The following is a 22,489-nucleotide window of genomic DNA, read 5'->3' on the forward strand; positions in this document are numbered from 1 at the left end:
TCATTAGATCCATCCGTCGTTGTTCGTACAGAGCGAATTGTTCGAACGCTCCGAAAGCGGAATGGCGAATCGGTAATAACGGTCGTAGAAGATGCGCTTGTGTCCGCCGTCGGCATCGACCTGCTCGTAGGTAAATGAACCGTCGGACTGTTTGGAGATCTTAACGCCGTGCACGTTCTGCCCGTCGATGACTTTTTCGGCCAGCCGCCAGCGGCGCAGGTCCCAGTAGCGGAAACCTTCGCCGGCCAACTCCACCTTGCGTTCGTGACGCACGTATTCCAGGAAGGTCTCCTTGTCGGCGGTGGCACGCGCGGGCAGTCCGACGCGGGCGCGGACATCGTTGAGCGCCTGCAGCGCTTCGGCGCTGTTCTTGTTCCAGTTCTCCATGGCAAGTGCCTCAGCCTTGTTCAGGAGGACCTCGGCATAGCGCAGTACGATCCAGTCCTGTCCCGAGCCGCTCGTGACCCACGTCTTGTCTCCGTCTATGAGGTATTTGCGCAGGTAATAACCCGTTACGGTCGTTCCGGCGGCTCCGGCGTTTTCATAGGCCTTGTATCCGTCCTTGCCGCCAACGAAGCTTTCGATCTTCCGCCCCATCCAATCGGCTCCGTTATAGAGAATCGTGGCGTAGAAGCGCGGTTCACGGTTCGCATAGGGATCCTTACCGTGTTTCTCCCAGGAGAAATTGCCGCCGTCGCCTGCCATTTCATAGCTGTCGACCAATTCGCTGGTGGGAACGAATCCCGAATAAACCTGCTTGCCTAACTCCTTTGTATCGCCCGAGGGCCGCACGTAGGCGTCGTAGGCATGGTCGATCACGCTGGATTTGAATTCTACGGCAAAGAGTACTTCGGGACTGTTGATGCCGAGTTCGAAGATTTTGGCATAGCCGTTCTTCGACAGGTCCAGATTACCCTCTGCCGTGGCGCAATCGCGTGCGGCCTGTGCGGCGACATCCCATTTTTCAGCGTAGAGCGCTACGCGGCTCAACAGACCGTATGCGGCTTTTTGAGTGGCGCGGCCCGAGTTGTCGCTGTCCCATTTCAAGGGCAGGTCGGGAGCCAGTTCCTTCAGTTCGTTAATGATGAAGCCCCAGCACTCTTCCTCCGTCGAACGGGCTTTGTCGTTCTGCTCAGGGCCGTCGACTTCGGTGCGAAGAATCACCCCGCCGTAAACCCGGCACAGCATGAAATAGGCGTAGGCACGGCAGAAACGCACTTCGGCGATACGAATCTTGAGCCAGTCCTCACCGAATTTGCGGCCGAATTCGGCCGCGTCGCGCAGGAATTCGTTTTCGCGGCGGATGCGGTCATAATGACTCGACCAGCACTCGAACGCACCGGCGGAGTTGCTGTTGAAAGCCGTTTCCTGGAGGAGCGTGGCGTTGAAGTTGTGGTTGTACTGATTCCAGGAGGTGCTTTTCAGGATGTCGGAATAGGCATCCGATAATCGGGGCGACGCATAGGCATCGCCGCCGCGCATCTCGGTGTTTGCCCCGAAGATGGAGTAGAGTCCGATGACGTATTTATCAGCCGTAGTGGTGGTGGACCAGACGGTCGCCGGCGAAAACCGGTCCGCCGGATTCAGGTCCAGCACGTCGGAACAGGAGGTGCCCAATACGACGGCCGCCAGACCGAGTATGAATATGATCTTTTTCATAGGTTCAGTTGCTTTAGCGGTTAGAAGGATAAATTGACTCCGATACTGTAGGTCCGCTGTTGCGGGTAGTAACCGTTGTTGACCGACGGCATTTCGGGGTCCACGTATTTGAATGCACTGAAAGTCAGCAGATTGGTTCCTGCCACGTAGATATTTACCCGGCCGATACCGGTATTTTTCAGAATGTGTTCGGGGAGCGAGTAGCCGATCTGGAGGTTCTTCAGACGAAGATATGCCCCGTTTTTCACCCACCAGGACGAAGGCCATGCGTTGTTGCCGTTGGCTACGGTGCTCAGACGCGGATAGTCGGCATTGCGGTTGTCTTCACGCCAGGCGCTCTCCACGAGATAATAGGGTGCGTTGCCGTTGCCGTAGAAAGGACGGGTGTACATCGTGTTGTCGAAAACGCCCGAATAGTATGCCGCGCTGAGCTGATAATCGCAGATGGCTACACCCTGCCAGAGGGCTGTAAGATAGAGGTTTTTCCATGCCACCTCCATATTGAGCGAGAAGTTCATCTCGGGGGTATAGCCGCGGCCGATTTTGATGAAGTCCTGCGACTGCTCGATCTTGCCGTCGCCGTTGACGTCGGCATACATCAGGTCACCCAGACGCTTCTCTCCCGAAGGAGCCGTCGGCGAATTGGCGATCTGCTCTTCGGTCTGATAGAGTCCGATCGCCTTGTACCCGTAGAGCGTACCCATCGGTTTGCCCAGGATGGCACGGTACATCGGATGGTTGTCGGAAATTTGTTTGGCGAGAACCCGGTTGCGGGCCCACGAGAGACTACCCGTCAGCGAATACCGCCAACCGCTGGCAAAGTGATTGTTGTGTTTTAGCACCAGCTCGAAGCCGCGGTTATCTACCTTGCCGGAGTTTTTGTATGACGGTACGTTGCCTCCCAGGGAGGGTGCGTAGGAACCGCCGACCTGTTCGAGGATATTGTCGGTAACCTTGTAGAACCAATCGAATTCGATGCCCAGTTTTCCGCCCCAAGCGCTCAGGTCCAGGCCCACGTTGAAACTGCGCGAACGCGACCAGGTAAGGTCCTTGTAGACATAGTTGCTGGTGTAATAGGTCGTCTGACCCTTGCCGCCTATGATATAGCTGTAGGAGGGTGCGGTCGATCTGTAGGATTGCACATAGAGATAAGGGCTCGTATCGTCCATACCCAGTTCGCCGTAAGAGGCGCGCAGCTTGAAGAAGTCGATTTTCGGGAGTGCCTGCTTGAAGAACTTCTCTTCGGACATGACCCAGCCGACGGCTGCGGACGGGAAGAATCCCCAGCGGTTTTCGGGGGCGAACTTGTAGGAACCGTCCGCGCGGAATGTAAATTCGACCAGATATTTCTTGTCAAATGCGTAGTTGAAACGGCCGGCGTAGCTGGCGATACTCGTTTCGCTGAACGAACCGGTTACGGGGGTTGTGATGCCTTCCCACGTGGTGCCGATCGAAAGATCGACCGGATAGGGGGCGAAATACCCCGCCTTATAGCCGGTCATTGTGTCCGAGTAGGTTTTTTTCTGCTCGTAGAAGAACAGGCCGCCTACGCTGTGACGCCCGAATTCGCGGTTGTAGGTCAGCGTCGGGCGAACGGTGAATCCGTCTCCGAACGACGACGATTTGTTGAAGCTGCTGTTGACATTGACTCCCGATGCATTCACGACTGTGGAATTCATCGTCGTGGGCGAGAATGACATCAGCTGGTACGATTGCAGCATATTGCGGTTGCCCGTATTCGAATAGTCGTATGCAACGTGTACGGCGGCCTTGAGTCCTTCAAGCGCCTTGATGCTGCCGAAATCGTATTCCAATTTGGCGTTTCCCTCGAACTGCCAGCGCTTCGTATCCTGAAAACCGCTCTTGTTGACCGCGGCAATGGGCTGCTGCGTGTATACGCCGCTCATATAACCTTGCGGCAGGTCATTATAGGTCGGAGCGATGATCGGCAACGAGAAGAGCGCCTGCGAGATGGGGTTGAACTCACCCTGCGTGCCAAGAGAGTATCCGGGTGCGTGGGTGTCTTCGCGGAATGCGGCGATATTGACGTTCAGATTGAAATTCTTGGCGATCTTCGTGTCGATGTTGGCGCGCACGTTGAAACGCTGGTAAGAGGTATTGGGCAGGATACCGTCCTGATTCATCATACCGATGCTCGTATAGTATTTTACGCGGTCGGTACCTCCCGTAGCGGAGATGTTGTGCTGGTGTGTGAAACCGTAGTTCTTGAAGAGCAGATCCATCCAGTCCGTTTCACCGTATATCCCTTTTTCCTTCATACCGGCGATCACCTCATCCGTCCACAGCGGATTCAATCCGTCCATCTCGCGAGCCTTGTTGTGCCAGCCGATGTAGTCCTGGGCGTTAAGCATCTCGGGCATGGCGACATTGGTGGTGAAAGTCGCCGAGCCGTCGTATGAAATGGTAGCAGCGCCCTTCGAGCCGGTTTTGGTGGTGATCAGAATAACGCCGTTGGCTCCGCGTACGCCGTAGATGGCCGAGGTGGCGGCATCCTTGAGGATGGAGATCGATTCGATGTCGTTGGGGTTGACCGTATTAATCATACGCTCCACCCCGTCGACGATGCAAAGCGGGCTGGAATTGTTGAACGAGGAGACACCACGGACGAAGATCGTGGTGCCGTCGCTGCCGGGCTGTCCCGAACGCTGAATACTCGTCACTCCCGGCAATTTGCCGGTCATCATGTTCGATACGTTGGTCATCGGGGCCTTCAGCAACTCCTTGCTGGAGACCTGGGACACGGAGCCTACGAGAAACTGTCGTTTCTGTGTGCCGTATCCCACTACGACCACTTCATCCACCAGCGTGGCGTCCTCTTCCAGTTGGACGTTCAGGGTTTTGCGGCCGCGGACGGCCACTTCTGCAGTTTTGTAACCGAGGAAACTGAAGACCAGCACATCGTCGGAGGACAAGACCTCGATAGCATACTGTCCCTGTGCATCGGTGGTAGTTCCCCGGGTGTTGTCACCTTTTACGATGACCGTAGCACCCGAAATTTCCCCCCCCCTTGCGTCGGTCACTCTTCCGGAGACTGAAAGTCCTTGCGCCTCAGCTACATTGGTGCCTGTGATCGCCATGGAGACCACGGCTAATACGCTGCTCAATAGGCAGCGAATGCCTGAAGGTTTCATTTTGTAAACGTTTCTCATAAAATTAGGGTTGCAATAGGTTTAGATTTTTGTGACGGGAGACGTGCTCCGCTCGAAATGGTTGATTAAGGCATTTTTCGCATAGTTTTATGTTTGGGTTATTGGCACTCGTCGAGTATTTTCCAGCACTGGTACAGACCGCGAGGTACATGGAAACAGCCTTTCCATTTGCCGCCCTTGAGCGGGAGCAGCACCTCGCCGCGGCGGTTCAGATAGCCGAACCATTCGGGGTATTCGGGGTCCTTGAAATGCGACCAGGTGTAGTCGTGCAGCCGGAGGAACCAGTCGAGACACGCCTGCGAACCGGTGAGGCGGTATCCCTTGATCATCGCGATCATCGCTTCGATATGCACCCACCACAGTTTCTGGTCCCATTCGAGCTGCTGCTGCGGGTGTCCGAGCCGGTCCATGAAATAGAACAGGCCGCCGTACTCCTTGTCCCAGCCATATTCAGCCGTGTCGAGCGCGATCTTTACGGCCTTGTCGATCAGCGCCCGGTCGTTGAGCCGCACGCCGAGGTTCATGATGAACCACATAGCTTCGAGCGTGTGGCCGGGATTGATCTGCCGGCCTTCGAACGAGTCGGAGAGCTCGCCGTCCGCTGCGACGTTCTCGACGATCAGCCCCAGCTCCCCGCGGTAGAAGACCTCCATGACCTGGTGGATGCAATCCCGGATCGTCGCGTCGAGCAGCGCGGGGTCGATCATCTGCTCCGCTTCGAGCGCCATGTTGCAGAGGATCATCGGCAGGGCGAAATCCTTCAGGTCGCGCGTGCCCGGGACGGTCTTGCACCACGGTCCCTTGGGGTTGTCGCGTTTTTCGAGAATCCGCGCGAAGGTGCGCTTGGCGATTTCGGCATATTGGTCGCTGCCCGTGGCGAGAGCCGCCTGCGCGAAGGCCATCGTGGCGAACGTGTAGGAAAAGATGTTGTAGGGAGCCACGAGCGGCCGGCCTTCGCGCGTGAGCGAGAAGTACCAGTTGTAATTGCCGTCGTGGCCGTGTTTACGGAGGAACTCCGCCCCCTGTACGGCGCATTCGAGCCATTCGGGACGCTTCTCGACCTGGTTGTAGAGCATCGAAAATAGCCACACCTGCCGTCCCTGCAGCCAGACGAATTTGTCGGTGTCGTAGACGTCGCCCCCGCGGTCGAGGCAGGTGAAGTAGCCGCCGTATCGTTCGTCCTGCGAGTGGGTGAGCCAGAACGGAACCACGTTTTCGAGCAGTTCGTCCCGGTTCAGACACGCCAGTTGTTTGAAATCGATCATGGGAGGTTCTTTATTTTTTGTGTTGGAGATAGTTCATGTATTCCATATAGCGGTTGTAGAGGTGTCCCGCTTGGGTGTAGGACGAATTGGGGCTCATGAAGTGCGAGAATTCGAACGTGATGACATTCTGCATCCCGGCGCGCCGTGCGGCGTCGAGCTTGAAGAGGAATTTCTCCCATTTGATCGGCAGGAAACGGATGGGCATGTCGCGGTCGAACGATTCGACGTTGGTCCAGCACTCCATGCCGTAGCGTTCGGCCAGCTCGCGGTTGACCACCAGGTAGTCGTAGAGTTCGTCGTAATCGACCTGTCCGTCCTGGAAAGCGAGGATGTCCACGGCTCCGGCGATGTCGCTCAGAATCGCGTCCCACTCGCGGCGGTGCTCCTCGACGGTGATCGCCTTGTCGCCGGCCATCACCTGATCGGTCTTGACGCCGTGGATGTAGGGCGAGATCATCGTCTTCAGCCCGCCCGATATCTCCTTGGCGTGCCGGCCCATCGCGGCGTATATCTTCGATACGTTGCGGGTGCGGCGGCTGATCTCCTGCGAGAGGTACCAGCCCCGGAACGATTTGTGGTGGCCGTATTTGGCCCACACCTCGTCGATGAGCTGCATGTTCAGTTCGATCTCCTTCTCATACTCTCCCACGTGCCAGTGGTAGCACGAGTCGTAGGTCCCGAACCAGAAATCCATTCCGTACTTGTCGGACAGCGCGAGGAACATCTCCACCAGATCCACGGGCGGATACTTGACCTTTCCGGTCCGGAGCAGGCAATCGAACGGCGCCGCGATCCAGCTGCCGAGCCCGGCGCGGATCAGCACGACGGTGTTGATTCCCATCTGCTTCATGGCCTTGAAGTCGGCGTCCCACTCCTTCACGCCCCAGTTCTGATGGGGAATGTCCCAGCTCACCTCGTCGAGGAACGTGGCGCGGATGGGGAGGGCTTCGAGGATCTTTTCGGTGCGGAAATCCGCATCCGTGAATTCGCACGTCTTCTTCGGACCTTTGCCGCGCGATGCGGCGGGCAGGCAGACAAGTATCGTCAGTGCGGCGCCGAGCAGGCCGCGGAACAGCGTTTTTTTCATTTCTTCGAAGTATTTAAGTATTCGAGGTATCGGTCGTAGAGGTGCCCCGCCTGCAGGTAGGCCGACTGCGGGGACATGAAATGCGAGAATTCGAAGGTGATGGCCTGATCGATACCCGCCTCCTCGGCCATCCGCAACTTCAGACGCAGCTTCTCCCACTTGATCGGCAGGAACTTGATCGGCATGTCGCGGTCGAAAGTCTCGGTGTTGGTCCAGCACTCCAGGCCGTAGCGGTCGGCCAGCCGCTTGTTGATGCGGAGGAATTCCGGAAGCTCGTCGTATTCGACGTGCCCGTCCTGAAAGGCCACGATGTCCACCGCGCCCTGAATCCCCCGGAAAATGGCGTCCCACTCCGCCTCGTGGCTCTCGGCCGTGACGCCGCCCGTGCGCGTGGTCCGGTCGGTGTACTGGCTGATGTTCTTGCTGCCGTCGATGTAGGGGGAAATCAGCGTCGGCAGTCCGCCCGAGACGGCTTTGCAGTGACGGCCCAGCCGGGCGTAGAGGTCGATGATTTTGCCCGTGTTGCGGCTGCACTCCTGCGAGATGTACCATCCGCCAAAAGCGGCGTGATGCCCGTAACGGGCCCACACCTCGTCGATCAGGCGGCAGTTGAGCTCCACCTCGTGCAGATAATCCCCGGATGCCCAGTATTTGCCCGAGTCGTAGAGCCCGAACCAGAATTTCATGCCCCACTTTTCGCTCAGGCGCAGGAACATCCCGACCAGGTCCGCGGGCGGTTCGTAACAGCGTTCCTCCGAGGTGAGCACCTGCGAGGAGAAGGTCTGCCAGCGGCGGTAGCCGCAGCGGATGAGTATCACGTGCTCGATACCGGCCCGGTGCATGTGTCCGAAATCGGCGTCCCACTCCTTTTCGCCCCAGTTCTGGTGGGGAATGTCGTGGCTGATTTCGTCCAGAAAGGTTCCTTTGATCTGCATGGCGGTTTGGTTATAATAAAGGTGGCGTTAAATCACGAGCAAATGTAATAATAAAAATTATTATCACAAGCGGTTTTGGTGATAAAATTCATTCAACAGCGGTTTTGTCACAAATATGTTTATTTTGCAGGTGGAGCTCGTTCGCAGGAAGGGCGGCGGCCGATCGGGGTACGATCGTAAAGTTTCTGCGAATGAACGGTCCGCATGGCGACATTCGTTATAAATTCGCGGCTCGGGGCGCATTTTCCGCAGAATGTTTGCCCGACTCGCTATTTATTTTTATCTTTACCCAATCGTAAAGACGTAAATCAAACACCCCGACGAAATGACCAATTCGTTCCTCAAACTGGCCACGGAAGGCAACAAGGCCGCTATTCTCAAACAGCAGATTATCTGTCAGTACATTCTCGGCGGCGATTCGAGCATCACCGATCTGAGCAAGGCCGTGAATCTGAGCGTGCCGACCGTGACCAAACTCATCGGGGAGCTGATCGACGAGGGCTTCGTGCACAATTTCGGCGAGCAGGGGACGGCCGGCGGACGACGGCCGAATATCTACGGCCTGAATCCCTATGCCGGGTATTTCGTCGGCGTCGATCTGCGCAAGGATTCGGTCATGATGGCCGCCATCAATTTCAAGGGACAGCTGATCGATGAAACGACGGTCGATTTTCTGATGGACAACGATCCCCGTTCGCTGGACCGTCTTTGCGACGTGATTCAGAATTTCATCCGTGCGCGCAAGATCGCCCGCGACAAGGTGCTGGCCGTCGGGGTGAATATTTCGGGCCGCGTCAATTCGCAGACCGGATACAGTTACAGCTATTTCTTCGTCGAGGAACAGCCGCTGACGATGCTGCTCGAAGAGCGTCTCGGCACGACGGTCTACATCGAGAACGACACCCGTGCCGCCACTTACGGCGAATATATGTACGGCGACGCCCACTCCGAGAAGACGATGCTCTACATTAACGCCAGCTGGGGACTGGGGTTGGGGATGATCATCGACGGCAAGATATTTTACGGCAAGTCGGGCTTTTCGGGCGAATTCGGCCATTTTCCGCTGCTCGACAACGAGATCATCTGCCGCTGCGGCAAACGCGGCTGTCTTGAGACGGGGGCTTCCGGTTCGGCCATGCACCGGATTTTTCTGGAGAAACTCAAGGAGGGACGCGTGTCGATGCTTTCCGAGAAATACAAAAAAGGCGAGGAGATCACGCTGAATGATATTCTGGCCGCGCTGCTGAAGGAGGATGTGCTGGCCATCGAGATTCTGGAGTCGGTGGGGCACACGCTCGGCAAGGCCATCGCGGGGCTTATCAACATGTTCAATCCGGAGGTGATCGTTATCGGCGGTACGCTTTCGGTGGCCAAGGAGTACCTGATGCTGCCCGTGCGCAACGCCATCAACAAATACTCGCTGATGCTGGTCAACAAGGATACGCAGATACGCCTCTCGACCCTGGGCGAACGCGCTGGAGTGATGGGCGCCTGCATACTGGCGCGCAGCAAGTCGCTGGGGCTGTTCTGAGAAGCGGCCCTCTGCGAACGGAAAACTCCCGGACTGAACGAAAAAGTCCGGGGTTTTATATAAATAGGTACGACGCCCTACCGCTCGGCGTCGAACAGCGGTTTGTATTTCGAGGCCAGTTCGCGCGCCGTCCGCACGGCGTCTCCCGCTTCGGGGAAAGTAAGCGGGTGGGAGGCGTCGGCCCATCGGCATTCGAAGTCGCGGATTTCGCGGTCGAAAGCCTCATGATCGAACATCCGGCCCGTGCGGGCCGCCTCCATCACGCGTTCGATGAAGAGCCGCCAGCGGGGAGCGTAGTAGGTCGAAATCATTCCGGACCATGTGCGGCTGGCGTAATCGGTAAGGTGGTAACTGTCGCCCCAAACCGAGATGAGCATGCGGGCGTTGGTTTCGTAGTAATCTTTCGAAGCGTTGTCGCTGCCGAAGCCGCGCGCCGCGGCGATCCACCGCTCGAGCGAAAACTCGGGGTGGCAGGCCGTGAGCAGGTTGATGTCCGCAAGCAATCCGGTCATGCGTCGGGCGGCGGCGTCCATCGCCTTCCGATCGTGCTGCGCATAGGCCGCGGCGAAACGGTCGCGTTCTATCAGGAAGTAGTCGCCCAGCACCTGCCGGCCGATGTTCACTACGTCGAAACGGTAGGTGTCGCGTTCGCTGTCCACAGCGAGCAGCTCTTCCCAAACCCGCCACAAGGTCGGGAAACGGTAGCCCGTCGTGGGCTTGGTGGTCCAGTGCCAGTTACCCTCCAGCGCGGGATGCGCATTGGTCAGCGGAGACTGTCCGGTCTGCGCGGGCAGCGTGTAGACGCTGTCGCAGAGCGTCCGCCAGCCGGTGCGGGCCGCGGGGTCGCGGAATCCCGTGCGGCGGTCGGCCAGGCGTGCGATCCACTCGTCGTCCGCAATGCCCGTGTTCCACGCTTTGTCCAGCACGAATTCGTACATGAACTGGTTAACGCCGAAGCCTTCGAGCGTCGAGCCCACGCCGCGCAGGTTGTCGCCGCCATGGGCGAAAGCGTCCTCCATGCGGGCACTCACGGTATGGAAATTGCCCGATAGCATCGTGTTGCCCCCGAAATTGCCGAGGTAGCACCACAAGTAAGGCTGGCCGTGGAATTTTTCGGTCTGCTTCCAGATCTCTGTGAATTCGCAGAAGTAATCCAGCATCAGCAGCCGGTCCTGCGGCACGGCGCCGAGGAAGGCGCGGATGTTCTCCGCGGTCCAGTGCGTCGGATCGGCATAGAAGAGCCAACCCATCTGGAGCCACACCGCCTCGGGATCGACCTCCGCCATCGACTCGTAGATGTGGCGCGACATTCCGGCGAGCGTTTCAGGATCCCACGTCGGGGCGTCGATCTCGTTGAACGGATCGGCGCCGTAGATATGGCCCGTGCCGAACAGACGGGTCTGTTCGGTGAGGAACTCCCGCTGGATGACCGCGAAAAGCGGGTCCATCGGGTCGAGGAAACTGCACCGGTATCGATCGTCGAAGCCGCCCCAGTAGCTCACGCGTGTGATCCGGGCATCGGGATGGAGTCTTTTGAGCTCCTGCGGAACGTGTCCCGCGAAGGCCGGCAGCACGGGTTTCATCCCCAGTTCGCGTTCGCGCGCCAGAATACGCTGCTGCAACGCCAGCTGGCCGTCGATCCACTCCTCGGGCAGCGGACCCTGCCAGCGGTCGATGTTCGACATGCGGTGCCAAGGCAGGTGGGCCGGACCGGTGAAGTAGGCGCGGACCTCTTCGTCCGAAAGTCCGAGCCGGGTCCATACCCGCTGCCAGACAGCTTCCTGCCCCGTGATGGCCAGCGGCATGGTTACGCCCTGAAGCGCCATCCAGTCGATGAAGCGTTCCCATTCGGTCCATCCCCACCACGGCATGGTGTACCCGAACGTGCAGTAATTGAGGAAGAAACGCTCTCGTGCGCGGGATTCGACGCGGACTTTTTCGTCGATCCGCGGTAGCACGGCAGGCATCTCCACGGGATTGCAGGCATGCCACGAGACGGTCGTCAGGCAGTAATTCTTCAGGTAATGGTTCAGTCCCACGGCAATCGAGGCGGAGCTGTTGCCGCGCACGATGATCTTTGAGCCGCGGGATTCCAGTTCGAAACACTCGGTCGTATCGGTAAGACGCTCGAAGCGGAACTGTTTTTCGTGCTCGGGAATGATCCGCCGGGCCAGTGCGCGGACGGCGGCATCGTCCTCAGAGCGGCAGCCAGCGGCCATGCAGAGCAGCGCCGTAAGGCAGGCAATAAATCTCGGTATTTTCATATCGGGCAGGGTTTGGGTGAGCGATCGATTGCTTTGATGGCAAAATTAATAAAATTATTCAAAACATCATACAAAGTAAAAATATTTACGCTGAAAAGTTTTATATTACCGTAAATTAATTATCTTTGCTTCCATGAAATGAATAAACATTTGTATGATGCACATGAAAAATCTCGGTTATATGCTGTTGGTAGCCCTTCTGTTGTGCTGCACCTGCGTACAATGCAGCGAGAAGGAGCACCAGACTCCTCCGGCTCTCTCTGAAGGGGACGATCCGGGCGGCGACGGCGGCGAAGAAAATCCGGAAGGTCTGCCCGGTTATCCGAAGGGTCTTACGGTCGATGAGTTTACGCAGGAACTTGCGAACGGCTCGAAGTGCCTGGGCTTCTACGCCATCGTCGATTTCAAGGCGAATCCGGACCTGCGGTTCCGTCCGCAGTTCTCCGCAGCGAAGAAGCCGACGGCCTATTTCTCGGCATTCGCCGAATCGGGAGACGGTACGCCGTATTTGGCCGTCAACGGGGGTTTCTTCGGCGGTACGACTTCGGTTAGCCTGCTCATCGACCGGGGTGTGGTCCGATCGCTCGCCGTGCAGGAGGATTGGATATGGTCCACAAATCCTTACACGCATTTCTTCCCCGTGCGGGCCGCTTTGGGGCAGCTGCGCGACGGAAGTTTCGAGGCGGCCTGGGTCTATTGCGTGGCCGACGACGACAACTGTCCCTATGCTTTCCCGTCCGCGCTCGGCAACAACGAGAAGACCATGACGTTCATGCCGGCGCCACCGACCTCGCACACGGCGGGCGGACGCCGCTGGCAGCCCTACAACGCCATCGGCGGCGGCCCGATGCTGGTCCACGGGGGCCGGAACGTGGCCGAGGAGAACTACTGGAAAGAGATTTTCGACTGCGGAGGTCTGCAGGGGCTTGCGCGGCATCCCCGGACGGCCATCGGCGCCACGGAGGACGGGAAACTGGTCATCGTGGTCTGCGACGGACGCAACAAGCGGGGCAGCGCCGGTATGACACTGCCCGAACTGGCCGACAAAATGATCTCGCTGGGATGTGTCGAAGCGATCAATCTCGACGGCGGCGGCTCCTCGACCTTCGTGGGCCGGGAGGGACGGGTGCTCAACATGCCCAGCGACACGCCCGGTACGACTGCGCAGGACGTCGCGCTACGGGAGCGAAGCGTTCCCACGGCGGTAATAATCGCCGAGCAGTGACGCGAAACCCAATACTTTACGGGCGGCAGGCATTCTGCCGCCCGTTTTTGTGGTGCGCATTCATTCACTTTTGCCCGAAATTTGTCAAAAAAAGGATTAATTAACATCTTTTGACACGGCTTTCAGATAATCTTTTATACTCGTTGGTTGAATTAAATTTCCCAATATTTATAAATGAAAAAGTTGCACAAATTGCAGATTATTAGCAAATTAGTGGTAATCACACCGTTAACTACTATTGCTCTGCTTATGCGCAACTTCATAGCAAATTTCGTTAGAATTCTCGGAATCTGCAAGGATTTCGCTGGGAATCGTGTAAATGAACTTGGAAACGTACCCCGTTGTGGCGTTGTTCCGAAGTTTTCCGACCTCGAAGTCGTCGCTCTCGGCATAACCGCCGAGGCTTTCGGATTCGATAGCGAAAATCTTCTTTTTCATCGTCTGCGACATGAGTGCAAGGACGATTTGCCAAACCAGATCAGCCGCCGGCAGTTCAATGTCCGTCGTAAGCTGACGGCCAGACTTGCCGAGGAAATCCGCAAGGAGGTTGCTGTCGCCATTGACGGATCTGAGGACGTGTTCTGCATTGATTCCAAGCCGGTAAAGGTCTGCCAGAACGCAAGGGCGAAACGTTGTGTCATGGGCCGAGACAACGCGGAGGCCGCTCCGGATTGGGGATACTGCGCCTCGCAAGGTCTGCACTATTACGGTTATAAACTCCATGCTGTGTGCGGGATACGAGGTGTGATACATTCCTATGACATGACTGCGGCAAGCGTACATGACATCCATTACCTCAATGATGTGCGTTGGGAATATCATGACTGTATGATGCTTGGAGACAAAGGTTATCTCAGTGCCGAGGTTCAGAAAAACCTCTTTGAGACAGCTAATATAACTCTTGAAGTCCCGTATCGGCTGAATCAGAAAAACTGGCGTCCGCCATCCCGGACATACAAGAGATTCCGCAAGCGTATAGAAACAATATTCTCCCAACTCAACGACAATCTCATGATGATACGAAACTATGCAAAGCAATCCTGCGGTCTCTTTACCCGTATGGCAGGCAAAATCGCAGCTATGACGTTTATGCAATAGGGCAATTTCGTTAATCTTCGTCCGATTGGGCTGATAAAATATTCACTAATCTAATTCAACCAACAGGTTTATAATTATAGAATAATCAAAGACCACTCATCCTAAGCAAGTATATATACCGGATGCTGGATCTTAGAAGGAGTTGCGTTTCCAGATTCTAAACAGCAGAAACAGCTTCACGCAAAAATTGATGAGCTGAGAAAACTTATTATAGATACTGACAATGAATCTGTTCATCGATTTTTTTTATAAAAAGACCGTCATTAAATACACGGCCAATATCTATCAGGAAGATTCCCAGACATATCCTTCAAGAAAACAAGATACGTCTGAACTCTTTTTTCTTGGAACAGGAATCTGTACAGGAGAAAGGAACTCAGTTTATATTCAAATATGCATTCTAAAGTGGTAATAGTAATCATAAAACATATAACAAAAATCACAAATACGGAGGTTCGATTTTGGACAATACACTTCAGAAATTGTAAAAGAAACAGGTTGCATCTAACAACTCTTGACTATTTGCCAATTCCAAAAATTTTTCGTATCTTGCAATAGGTTATTTGAAATGCGGTATTTGAGCGCAACAAGTTGAAAATAAACCGTTACTTTTTCGTTACCTATTATCCTATACAAAAATGTAACGACCTGATTTATTAGGTCGTTACATCATTTTAATCCCGCTCCACAGAGGTCCGGTAGTCGTTCAGCACGATTTCCTGTCCGTATTCATCCGTTTCTCCGGTGAAATTGTAAGTCATGGCATAGAATACTGCCGGATTGCGGAGCGACTTTGCGATCGTTCCGTGGTATTCGGCGCGGGTGCGCATTTTGGGAAGTTCTTCGTTGAGGATGTTGTAAATGGGGCGTTCGCCGTCCACCTGATAGCTGTAATCCTCGTTGATTATGGTGAACGTTCCGGCCGAGGTGAAGGGGTCTTTGCGTCCCCACTGGTAGATCATGCCGTGGCAGTCGAAGCTGTCGGGGGCGTTGGTCGTGGCGCCGACGTTGCGGTCCATGAAGGTCCATGTCGTGCCCGAAGCGTTGGCCGGGGTGGTGTAGAGCGATGCGGCGGGATCGTAGTCGGCGATCCACAGGTGCCAGCTCCAGAGTATCTCTCCGTCGGCGCCGCAGGCCGCGACGACGGCGTTGCCGCTTGTGCCCGGAGCGGTCACGGCGACGATTTTTTTCTCCTTGGAGACGTAATAGATGTCCTGAATCAGATTTTTGGCGTCTTGCCAGACGAGTTCGGCAGTGACGGGATCGCCGATGCTTTCGGTCGTGGAGTTGCCTTTGTACTGCGCGTCGAACACGACCGTGCCGCCCGGTTTTACGATGTAGCAGTTTGCGGTTCCGGCGGCGGAGAGATCGACCGCATTTTCGGGGACCTTTACCTCAGATTTCCCCCCCCCTCCTTTTCCGGGGTCGTCGTCGCTGCAGGAGACAGCGATACACATGCTCAGGAGAGCTGCGAATTTGAAATAGGATTTTCTTATCATACCGATATTGGTTAAATAAATGATGATCCCCTACCCTTCGGGATCGAATCGGGTGTTCCGGGGACGCGGGTATGCCGGGCGACATCTGTAATTCCCCTGCGGTAGCAAGATGAATTGTACGGAATAACCCGGCCGTCCTCCATGCCTGTTTGCGCAGGATGTGGCCCAAATATAATAAATTTTTGCCGGAATATGCTTTTCGGACGTTAAAAGCGGCAAAGTATCCGATAATTATAATATATTTGTATATCCCATCAATCCCTCTTGAAAATGATAAAGTTCTTTTTTGCGTTCTTGTTTTTGTCTGCGGGCTGTGCGTGTATGGCTCAGGACCGGATTCACACCAAAGACGGCCGTGTGATCGAATGTAAGGTTTCCGATTCGAGCAACCGGGCCGGCAACGTTTTCTTTTTTCCTGCGGACGACCCCGAAACGTCGCATTTTATTCCCGTGACCCAAGTCGATTATCTTGAAATCGGCGACGAGCGGGTGGTGCGTACGCCGAACGACAAACTGAAACCGGCCGAGACCCGTTTCGGACTGAAAGCGCCCGCCTTGCCGCACATGCTGGGTGCGACGTACGATTTCCTTTCGAATACATATGTGCATACGCACGGGGCGACTGTTTCGTATGCCTATTTTTTCGACGGCAGGAACGGCATTCATGCCGAGTTGGCCTATCGCAGTCTGGAGAGTGCTTCCGCTTCCGAAAGAAGAGCAGATCCGGGCACCTCAGTCGATATTTTCGCGGTGATTCCGCATTACGAGCGCCGTTTTTACATTCAGCGTATGGGATCGTTCTATTTCGTGCGCGGAGGTTTGGGCGTGAATGTCTATACGGCTTCGATTCAGACGGATGCCGGGGAGAGCCGCGAAGGCTTGGCGGCTCCGGTCGTCAGTCTCGCCTTGGGACTCGATTTCCGGGTATCCCGCAACCTTTATCTGGAGGTTGCCGCGCGGTATATCGGTGATTTCGCCTCTTGGAATTTCGGATATGATTCCGAACCCTTGCTCGCTAACGAGGGCTTTTTCGGCGGGTTCTCTGTCGGATTGCGTTTCGGATGGGGCCGTTAGGCGGCGGACTTGTCAAGTAGTAACAAAATATGCGGCGTCATCACGCCGCATATTTTATTCCCGTTTCTGCTATCTCCGCGGCCATTCGCCGACCTCCATGTCGCGCATGTCGGCGCCGTCGATGACCAGCCGCACGGCGGTGCGGACTTTGTGGAACCCGTACTCTCCGGCGGCGCCGGGATTGACGTGCAGCAGGTCGTAAACCGGGTCGTAGGCGACTTTGAGGATGTGCGAGTGTCCGGCGATGAAGAGTTTCGGGCGCAGGGACTGGATCTTCGCCACGGCGCGCGGGTCGTAGCGGCGCGGGTAGCCGCCGATGTGGGTCATCAGGACCCGGACCCCTTCGCATTCGAACGAGAGGAAATCGGGGTATACGCGGCGCGTAAGGCCGCCGTCGATGTTGCCCGATACGGCCCGCAGGGGCTTGAACGCGGCGATGGCGTCGGCCAGTTCGAGCGACCCGATGTCGCCCGCGTGCCAGATTTCATCGACGTCCTTGAGGAATTCCCGCAGCGTGCCGTCGAAGGTGCCGTGCGTGTCGGATATGATGCCGATCTTTTTCATTTACTTGTATTTGTCGCGCCAGAGTTCGCGCATGCGTTCGGCGATTTTCGCTTCGGTCGCGTTGCCGGTGTTGGGCTCGTAGAATTTGGTGCCCGCCAGCGTGTCGGGCAGGAACTCCTGCTCGGCGAAGTTGCCTGCGAAATCGTGGGCGTATTTGTAGCCTTTGCCGTAGCCCGCCTTGTCCATCAACTTGGTCGGGGCGTTGCGCAGGTGCAGCGGCACGGGGCGGTTGGTGGTGTCGTGTTCGACCAGCGACATGGCCTTGTTGATCGCCATGTAGGCTGAGTTGCTCTTGGGGCTGGTGGCGAGGTAGATCGTCGTCTCGGCCAGCGTGATGCGCGCTTCGGGCATGCCGATCTTGTGTACCGTGTCGAAGCAGGCGTTGGCCAGCAGCAGGGCGTTGGGGTTCGCAAGCCCGATGTCCTCCGAAGCGAGGATCACCAGCCGCCGGGCCAGAAAACGCGGCTCTTCGCCTCCGGCCAGCATGCGCGCGAGGTAGTAGATCGCGGCGTTGGGGTCGCTGCCCCGCACCGACTTGATGAAGGCCGAGATGACGTCGTAATGCTGTTCGCCGTTTTTGTCGTACAGCGCGATATTCTGCTGGAGACAGTCGGTGACGTACTGGTCGGTGATGGTCAGCTTGCCGTCGGTCGCCCCGGCGAGGATGTCGAGGATATTGAGCAGTTTGCGGGCGTCGCCGCCTGAGAATTTGAAGAGCGCGCCGGTCTGCCGGACTTCGACTTCGCGGGCCTTGAGTTCCGCGTCGGTCGTGAGCGCACGGTCCAGCAGCGTCTGCAGGTCCTTGTCCTCCATCGGGCGGAGAATGTAGACCTGACAGCGGCTCAGCAGCGGCGAGATCACTTCGAACGAGGGGTTTTCGGTCGTGGCGCCGATCAGCGTCACGGTGCCCTGCTCGACGGCGCCCAGCAGCGAATCCTGCTGCGATTTGTTGAAGCGGTGGATTTCGTCGATGAACAGCAGCGGCGGCTTGGCGTCGAAGAAACGCTGTTTCTTGGCCGACTCGATCACCTCGCGCACGTCCTTCACGCCCGACGTGACGGCCGAAAGGGTGAAGAAGGGGCGTTCGAGCTGCGTGGCGACGATCTTCGCCAGCGTGGTCTTGCCCACGCCCGGAGGTCCCCACAGGATGAACGACGGCACGTTGCCCGTCTCGAAGAATTTGCGGAACACCCCGTTTTTACCCACGAGATGTTCCTGACCGATGTAATCGTCGATGGTTTTCGGGCGCAGGCGTTCGGCTAAGGGTGCTGACATGGTTCGAAATGTGTTTTGCGATTCAAAAATAGGTATTTTTCCCCGGATAGGCAAATGCGGTGCCGCGAAAAGCGGGGACGAAAAACGGAGCGCCGCGATCGAGCGGCGCCCCGTGGGTATCGTCGGTTCCGGATTCCGGTTATTTCGCGGCGGGTTTCACCAGCGAGAGGCACAACTCGTCCAGCTGGGCTTGGTCGATGCAGCCCGGTGCGTCGAGCATCACGTCGCGGCCGGCGTTGTTCTTCGGGAAGGCGATGTAGTCGCGGATCGAATCCGAGCCGCCGAACAGCGAACACAACCGGTCGAAGCCGAAGGCGAGACCGCCGTGAGGGGGCGCGCCGAACTTGAAGGCGTCCATCAGGAAGCCGAAGCGCACCTGAGCCTCTTCGGCCGTGAAGCCCAGCACCTCGAACATTTTGGCCTGCAGTTTCGAGTCGTGGATACGGATCGAACCGCCGCCGATCTCGGTGCCGTTGCAGACGAAGTCGTAGGCGTTGGCGCGTACGCGGCCGGGGTCGCTGTCTATATACTGTACGTCCTCCAGCTTGGGCGAGGTGAAGGGATGGTGCATGGCGTAATAGCGCTGCGTCTCGTCGTCCCACTCGAAGAGCGGGAAGTCCACGATCCAGAGCGGCGCGAACTTTTTCGGGTCGCGCAGTCCCAGCTGCTGGGCCACTTCCAGACGCAGGGCGCAGAGCTGCGTCAGCGTCTTGAACTTCTTGCCGCAGAGGATGAAGACCATGTCTCCGGCCTTGGCGCCGCAGCGGTCGGCCATCGCGCGGACCTCGTCGGGCGTGTAGAACTTGTCGATCGAAGACTTCACGCCGGACTCCTCGACGCGGATCCAGATCAGCCCCTTGGCGCCGATCTGCTGGCGCTTGACGAACTCCGTCAGGGCGTCGATCTGCTTGCGCGTGTAGACGGCGCAGCCCGCGGCGGCGAATCCGGTGACGTATTCGGCATCGTCGAAAACCGAAAAACCGTGGCCTTTCGCCAGATCGGTGATATCGGCGAACTCCATGCCGAAGCGCAGGTCGGGTTTGTCCGAACCGTATTTCTCCATCGCCTCGATCCACGGCATGCGGCGCAGCGGCTCGGTCAGTTCGATGTCCATCACCTCCTTGAACATGTGCTTGGCCCAGCGTTCGAAGATCTCCAGCACGTCCTCCTGCTCGACGAACGACATTTCGCAGTCGATCTGCGTGAATTCGGGCTGACGGTCGGCGCGCAGGTCCTCGTCGCGGAAGCAGCGCACGATCTGGAAATATTTGTCGTATCCGGCCACCATCAGCAGCTGCTTGAGGGTCTGCGGCGACTGGGGCAGGGCATAGAACTGGTTGGGACTCATGCGGCTGGGAACCACGAAGTCGCGGGCGCCTTCGGGCGTCGAGTTGACCAGATAGGGGGTTTCGATTTCGAGGAAGCCCTCCGAATCGAGGAAGCGGCGGATCTCCTGCGCCATCTTGTGCCGCAGGATCATGTTGCGCTGCAGGGGCGGACGCCGCAGGTCGAGATAGCGGTATTTCATGCGCAGGTCGTCGCCGCCGTCCGACGTCTCCTCGATGGTGAAGGGAGGAACTTCAGCCTCATGGAGCACGACCACCTTCTCGGCTGCCACCTCGATGTCGCCCGTGGCCATTTTGGGGTTCTTCGACGAACGCTCGATCACCCTGCCGGTCACCTGGACGACCCATTCGCGGCCCAGCCTGCAGGCCGTCTCGCGGGCTTCGGCGGGCGAGTGCTCCTCGACCACGATCTGCGTGATTCCGTAACGGTCCCTGAGGTCGATGAAGGTCATGGCGCCGAGGTTGCGGACTTTCTGCACCCACCCGGCTAAGGTGACGGTTCGGTTTACGTCGTCGGCTCTCAGACAGCCGCACGTATGGGTTCTGTACATAGGAAATATGGTTTTTTGTTCAATTTGTCCTTGCAACCCGCAAAGTTAAACAAAAGATGCGAAATAAGGAATCCCGGAAGATATTATTTGTGCTGCGGAGCAGTCGCAAAGAGTTTTTTGCTTACTTTTGCAAAAAATCCCGCCCGTGGAAGATCAGAAAAAAAACGATGAAAAATTCATGCGTCTCGCACTAAACGAGGCGCGCAAAGCGTTACAGTTGCAGGAAGTGCCCATCGGCGCGGTGGTCGTGGCCGACGGCGCGGTCGTGGGACGCGGCCATAATCTGGTCGAGACGCTCTCCGATCCTACGGCCCATGCCGAGATGCAGGCGCTGACCGCCGCCGCATCCACCCTCGGCGGCAAATACCTGCAGGGCTGCACGCTGTACGTCACCGTCGAACCGTGCATCATGTGCGCCGGAGCCGCAGGCTGGGCGCAGGTGGGCCGCGTGGTGTGGGGCGCCGACGACCCGAAGAAGGGTTACAGACGCTATTCGGAGACGGTGTTCCATCCTAAAACGACGGTGGTGCGGGGCGTGCTCGGCGAAGAATGCGAGGAGTTGATGACCTCTTTTTTCGCAGGTTTGCGCAATTAGATTTTGAAAAAAAAGAAAAAAAATATACTTTTGCGATCAACGTATCCGAAAACGGGTGCACGAACTGAAAAACTTTAAAAAACGGAATAGGAAATGAAAAAATTATTGGTATCGGTAATCGCGCTGCTGGCAACGGTGTCGCTTTCGGCGCAGGATCTTACGGCGGTGTATAACGAAGCTGCAGCAGCTTTCGGAAACAAGGACTTCGCGGGAGCCGCCGCAAAATTCGAAGAGGTAATCGACAAGGGCATGGACGACGAGACCGCCGCTTCGCTGGTGGCCACCGCCAAGACCACGCTTCCCAAATGCTACTTCATGCTGGGCGGCAGTGCACTGAAAACCAAGAATTACGAGGAGGCGCTGAAGAATTTCACCAAGTCGGCCGAGCTGTCGGAGCTTTACGGCGATATGAACCAGATGGCCAAATCGAACGGCTGGGTTGCCAAGATTTACCAGATACAGGGCGGCGACGCTTTCAACAATAAGGATTACGCGACCGCTTCGGAGATTTTCGCCAAGGGTTACGCCGCCGACCCCGACAATACGGGCATGGCGCTCAATCTGGCGATGAGCTACTGCGAAATGGCGATGAGCAGCGGCGACATGGCACAGTATGAGAAGGGTATGGAGGTTTACGAGGCCATCGCCGCCAAGACCCATCCCAAATACGCCGAGGATGTAGCCAAGGCCAAGGAGGGCATGGCGCTCTATACCAATAATATGGTTGCCAAGATGCAGGCTGCCAACGATTTCGACGGCATTATCAAGATGGCCGACGACCTGCTGGCCAAGAATCCCGAAAGCGCACTCGCCCAGAACGTTCGTCTGCAGGCTTATGCCAACAAGAAGGACTATGCGAAGGTGATCGAGCTGGGACAGGCCGCTGCTGACGCGCAGACCGACGCTGCCGACAAGAGCCTGATGTACTACCTGCTGGGCGCCGCCTACAACGCCAAGGAGATGAAGCCGCAGGCTATCGCCGCATTCAAGCAGGTGACCGACGGTCCCGCCGCCGAGAATGCCAAGGCAGCCCTCGCGGAGCTTTCGAAATAGGAATATTCATCCATGCGATACGAAGCGGGTCCCTTTGCGGGGATCCGCTTTTTTCGTCTCGCCGAGGGGGGCTTTTTGTGCAGTCAGGGCGATTTCTCGTACCGCCGGGAGCTTCTTGCGCAGTCGGGGGAGGGGTTCGGACTGCCGGGGCGAATCATCGCGCTGGCGGAGTGACTTTTCGTACTGCCGGGAGCTTCTTGCGCAGTCGGGGGAGGGGTTCGGACTGCCGGGGCGAATCATCGCGCTGGCGGAGTAAATTCTTGCACCGCCGGAGGGCTCTTATGCAGTCGGGGCGAAA

The 22,489-nt window shown here is 56.9% G+C and carries 17 protein-coding genes; 7 read left to right on the plus strand and 10 right to left on the minus strand.

The annotated features are described in order from the left end of the window. Window positions 1-3: 3 nt before the first annotated feature. From ACESTR_RS12475 to ACESTR_RS12495, 5 genes are all read right to left on the minus strand, one after another. Complete coding sequence (locus ACESTR_RS12475; RefSeq protein WP_015547683.1) at window positions 4-1,659, minus strand: RagB/SusD family nutrient uptake outer membrane protein; 1,656 nt, start codon at window positions 1,657-1,659, stop codon at window positions 4-6. A gap of 20 nt (window positions 1,660-1,679) precedes the next feature. After that, window positions 1,680-4,811 carry a SusC/RagA family TonB-linked outer membrane protein gene (locus tag ACESTR_RS12480; protein ID WP_349103866.1) on the minus strand — a complete coding sequence of 1,044 codons (3,132 nt, stop codon included), beginning with the start codon at window positions 4,809-4,811 and terminating at the stop codon, window positions 1,680-1,682. Between the two features lie 116 nt (window positions 4,812-4,927). Then, on the minus strand, window positions 4,928-6,094 hold the full coding sequence (locus ACESTR_RS12485; protein WP_015547684.1) for an AGE family epimerase/isomerase: 1,167 nt from the start codon (window positions 6,092-6,094) through the stop codon (window positions 4,928-4,930). 10 nt (window positions 6,095-6,104) lie between these two features. Further along, entirely contained in the window at window positions 6,105-7,181 is a 1,077-nt protein-coding gene (locus ACESTR_RS12490) for a DUF4434 domain-containing protein (protein WP_217727753.1), read from the minus strand. Continuing rightward, on the minus strand, window positions 7,178-8,116 hold the full coding sequence (locus ACESTR_RS12495) for a DUF4434 domain-containing protein (protein WP_015547686.1): 939 nt from the start codon (window positions 8,114-8,116) through the stop codon (window positions 7,178-7,180). The genes ACESTR_RS12490 and ACESTR_RS12495 overlap by 4 nt, the downstream gene beginning before the upstream one ends. A gap of 325 nt (window positions 8,117-8,441) precedes the next feature. Between ACESTR_RS12495 and ACESTR_RS12500 the strand changes: the two genes are divergently transcribed. Beyond that, window positions 8,442-9,647, plus strand: a complete 1,206-nt coding sequence (locus ACESTR_RS12500; protein WP_015547687.1) for an ROK family transcriptional regulator — start codon at window positions 8,442-8,444, stop codon at window positions 9,645-9,647. Window positions 9,648-9,724: 77 nt separating this feature from the next. Here the strand turns inward: ACESTR_RS12500 and ACESTR_RS12505 are convergent, their stop codons facing one another. Next, entirely contained in the window at window positions 9,725-11,866 is a 2,142-nt protein-coding gene (locus ACESTR_RS12505) for an alpha-N-acetylglucosaminidase (RefSeq protein ID WP_253012595.1), read from the minus strand. Window positions 11,867-12,065: 199 nt separating this feature from the next. Between ACESTR_RS12505 and ACESTR_RS12510 the strand changes: the two genes are divergently transcribed. Together ACESTR_RS12510 and ACESTR_RS12515 are read left to right on the plus strand one after the other, a co-directional pair. After that, a complete protein-coding gene (locus ACESTR_RS12510; RefSeq protein WP_302576469.1) occupies window positions 12,066-13,136 on the plus strand; it encodes a phosphodiester glycosidase family protein in 1,071 nt (356 codons plus the stop codon). A gap of 174 nt (window positions 13,137-13,310) precedes the next feature. Continuing rightward, window positions 13,311-14,234, plus strand: coding sequence for an IS982 family transposase (locus ACESTR_RS12515; protein WP_044118563.1), 924 nt, complete (start codon window positions 13,311-13,313; stop codon window positions 14,232-14,234). A gap of 674 nt (window positions 14,235-14,908) precedes the next feature. Here ACESTR_RS12515 and ACESTR_RS12520 read toward each other — a convergent pair. Continuing rightward, on the minus strand, window positions 14,909-15,733 hold the full coding sequence (locus ACESTR_RS12520) for a hypothetical protein (protein WP_373179337.1): 825 nt from the start codon (window positions 15,731-15,733) through the stop codon (window positions 14,909-14,911). 321 nt (window positions 15,734-16,054) lie between these two features. Between ACESTR_RS12520 and ACESTR_RS12525 the strand changes: the two genes are divergently transcribed. Continuing rightward, complete coding sequence (locus ACESTR_RS12525) at window positions 16,055-16,807, plus strand: hypothetical protein (protein ID WP_373179338.1); 753 nt, start codon at window positions 16,055-16,057, stop codon at window positions 16,805-16,807. A 69-nt stretch (window positions 16,808-16,876) separates the two neighbouring features. Here ACESTR_RS12525 and ACESTR_RS12530 read toward each other — a convergent pair whose 3' ends face one another. The 3 genes from ACESTR_RS12530 to aspS all read right to left on the minus strand — a co-directional run bounded on the left by ACESTR_RS12530 (window position 16,877) and on the right by aspS (window position 20,543). Then, window positions 16,877-17,371 carry a metallophosphoesterase family protein gene (locus ACESTR_RS12530; RefSeq protein ID WP_009598657.1) on the minus strand — a complete coding sequence of 165 codons (495 nt, stop codon included), beginning with the start codon at window positions 17,369-17,371 and terminating at the stop codon, window positions 16,877-16,879. Further along, window positions 17,372-18,646, minus strand: coding sequence for a replication-associated recombination protein A (locus tag ACESTR_RS12535; protein WP_014774557.1), 1,275 nt, complete (start codon window positions 18,644-18,646; stop codon window positions 17,372-17,374). It abuts the gene before it with no gap. Between the two features lie 139 nt (window positions 18,647-18,785). Then, on the minus strand, window positions 18,786-20,543 hold the full coding sequence (gene aspS, locus ACESTR_RS12540; RefSeq protein ID WP_130062683.1) for an aspartate--tRNA ligase: 1,758 nt from the start codon (window positions 20,541-20,543) through the stop codon (window positions 18,786-18,788). A gap of 145 nt (window positions 20,544-20,688) precedes the next feature. On the opposite strand from aspS, the gene ACESTR_RS12545 reads away from it, so the two are divergent. The 3 genes from ACESTR_RS12545 to ACESTR_RS12555 all read left to right on the plus strand — a co-directional run bounded on the left by ACESTR_RS12545 (window position 20,689) and on the right by ACESTR_RS12555 (window position 22,365). Further along, complete coding sequence (locus tag ACESTR_RS12545; protein WP_288299000.1) at window positions 20,689-21,138, plus strand: nucleoside deaminase; 450 nt, start codon at window positions 20,689-20,691, stop codon at window positions 21,136-21,138. Between the two features lie 93 nt (window positions 21,139-21,231). Beyond that, complete coding sequence (locus ACESTR_RS12550; protein WP_009598590.1) at window positions 21,232-22,191, plus strand: tetratricopeptide repeat protein; 960 nt, start codon at window positions 21,232-21,234, stop codon at window positions 22,189-22,191. Window positions 22,192-22,203: 12 nt separating this feature from the next. Continuing rightward, window positions 22,204-22,365 carry a hypothetical protein gene (locus tag ACESTR_RS12555; RefSeq protein ID WP_302576517.1) on the plus strand — a complete coding sequence of 54 codons (162 nt, stop codon included), beginning with the start codon at window positions 22,204-22,206 and terminating at the stop codon, window positions 22,363-22,365. Window positions 22,366-22,489 lie beyond the last annotated feature (124 nt).

The organism is Alistipes sp. DJF_B185, from assembly GCF_964250025.1.
GTDB lineage: Bacteria > Bacteroidota > Bacteroidia > Bacteroidales > Rikenellaceae > Alistipes > Alistipes finegoldii.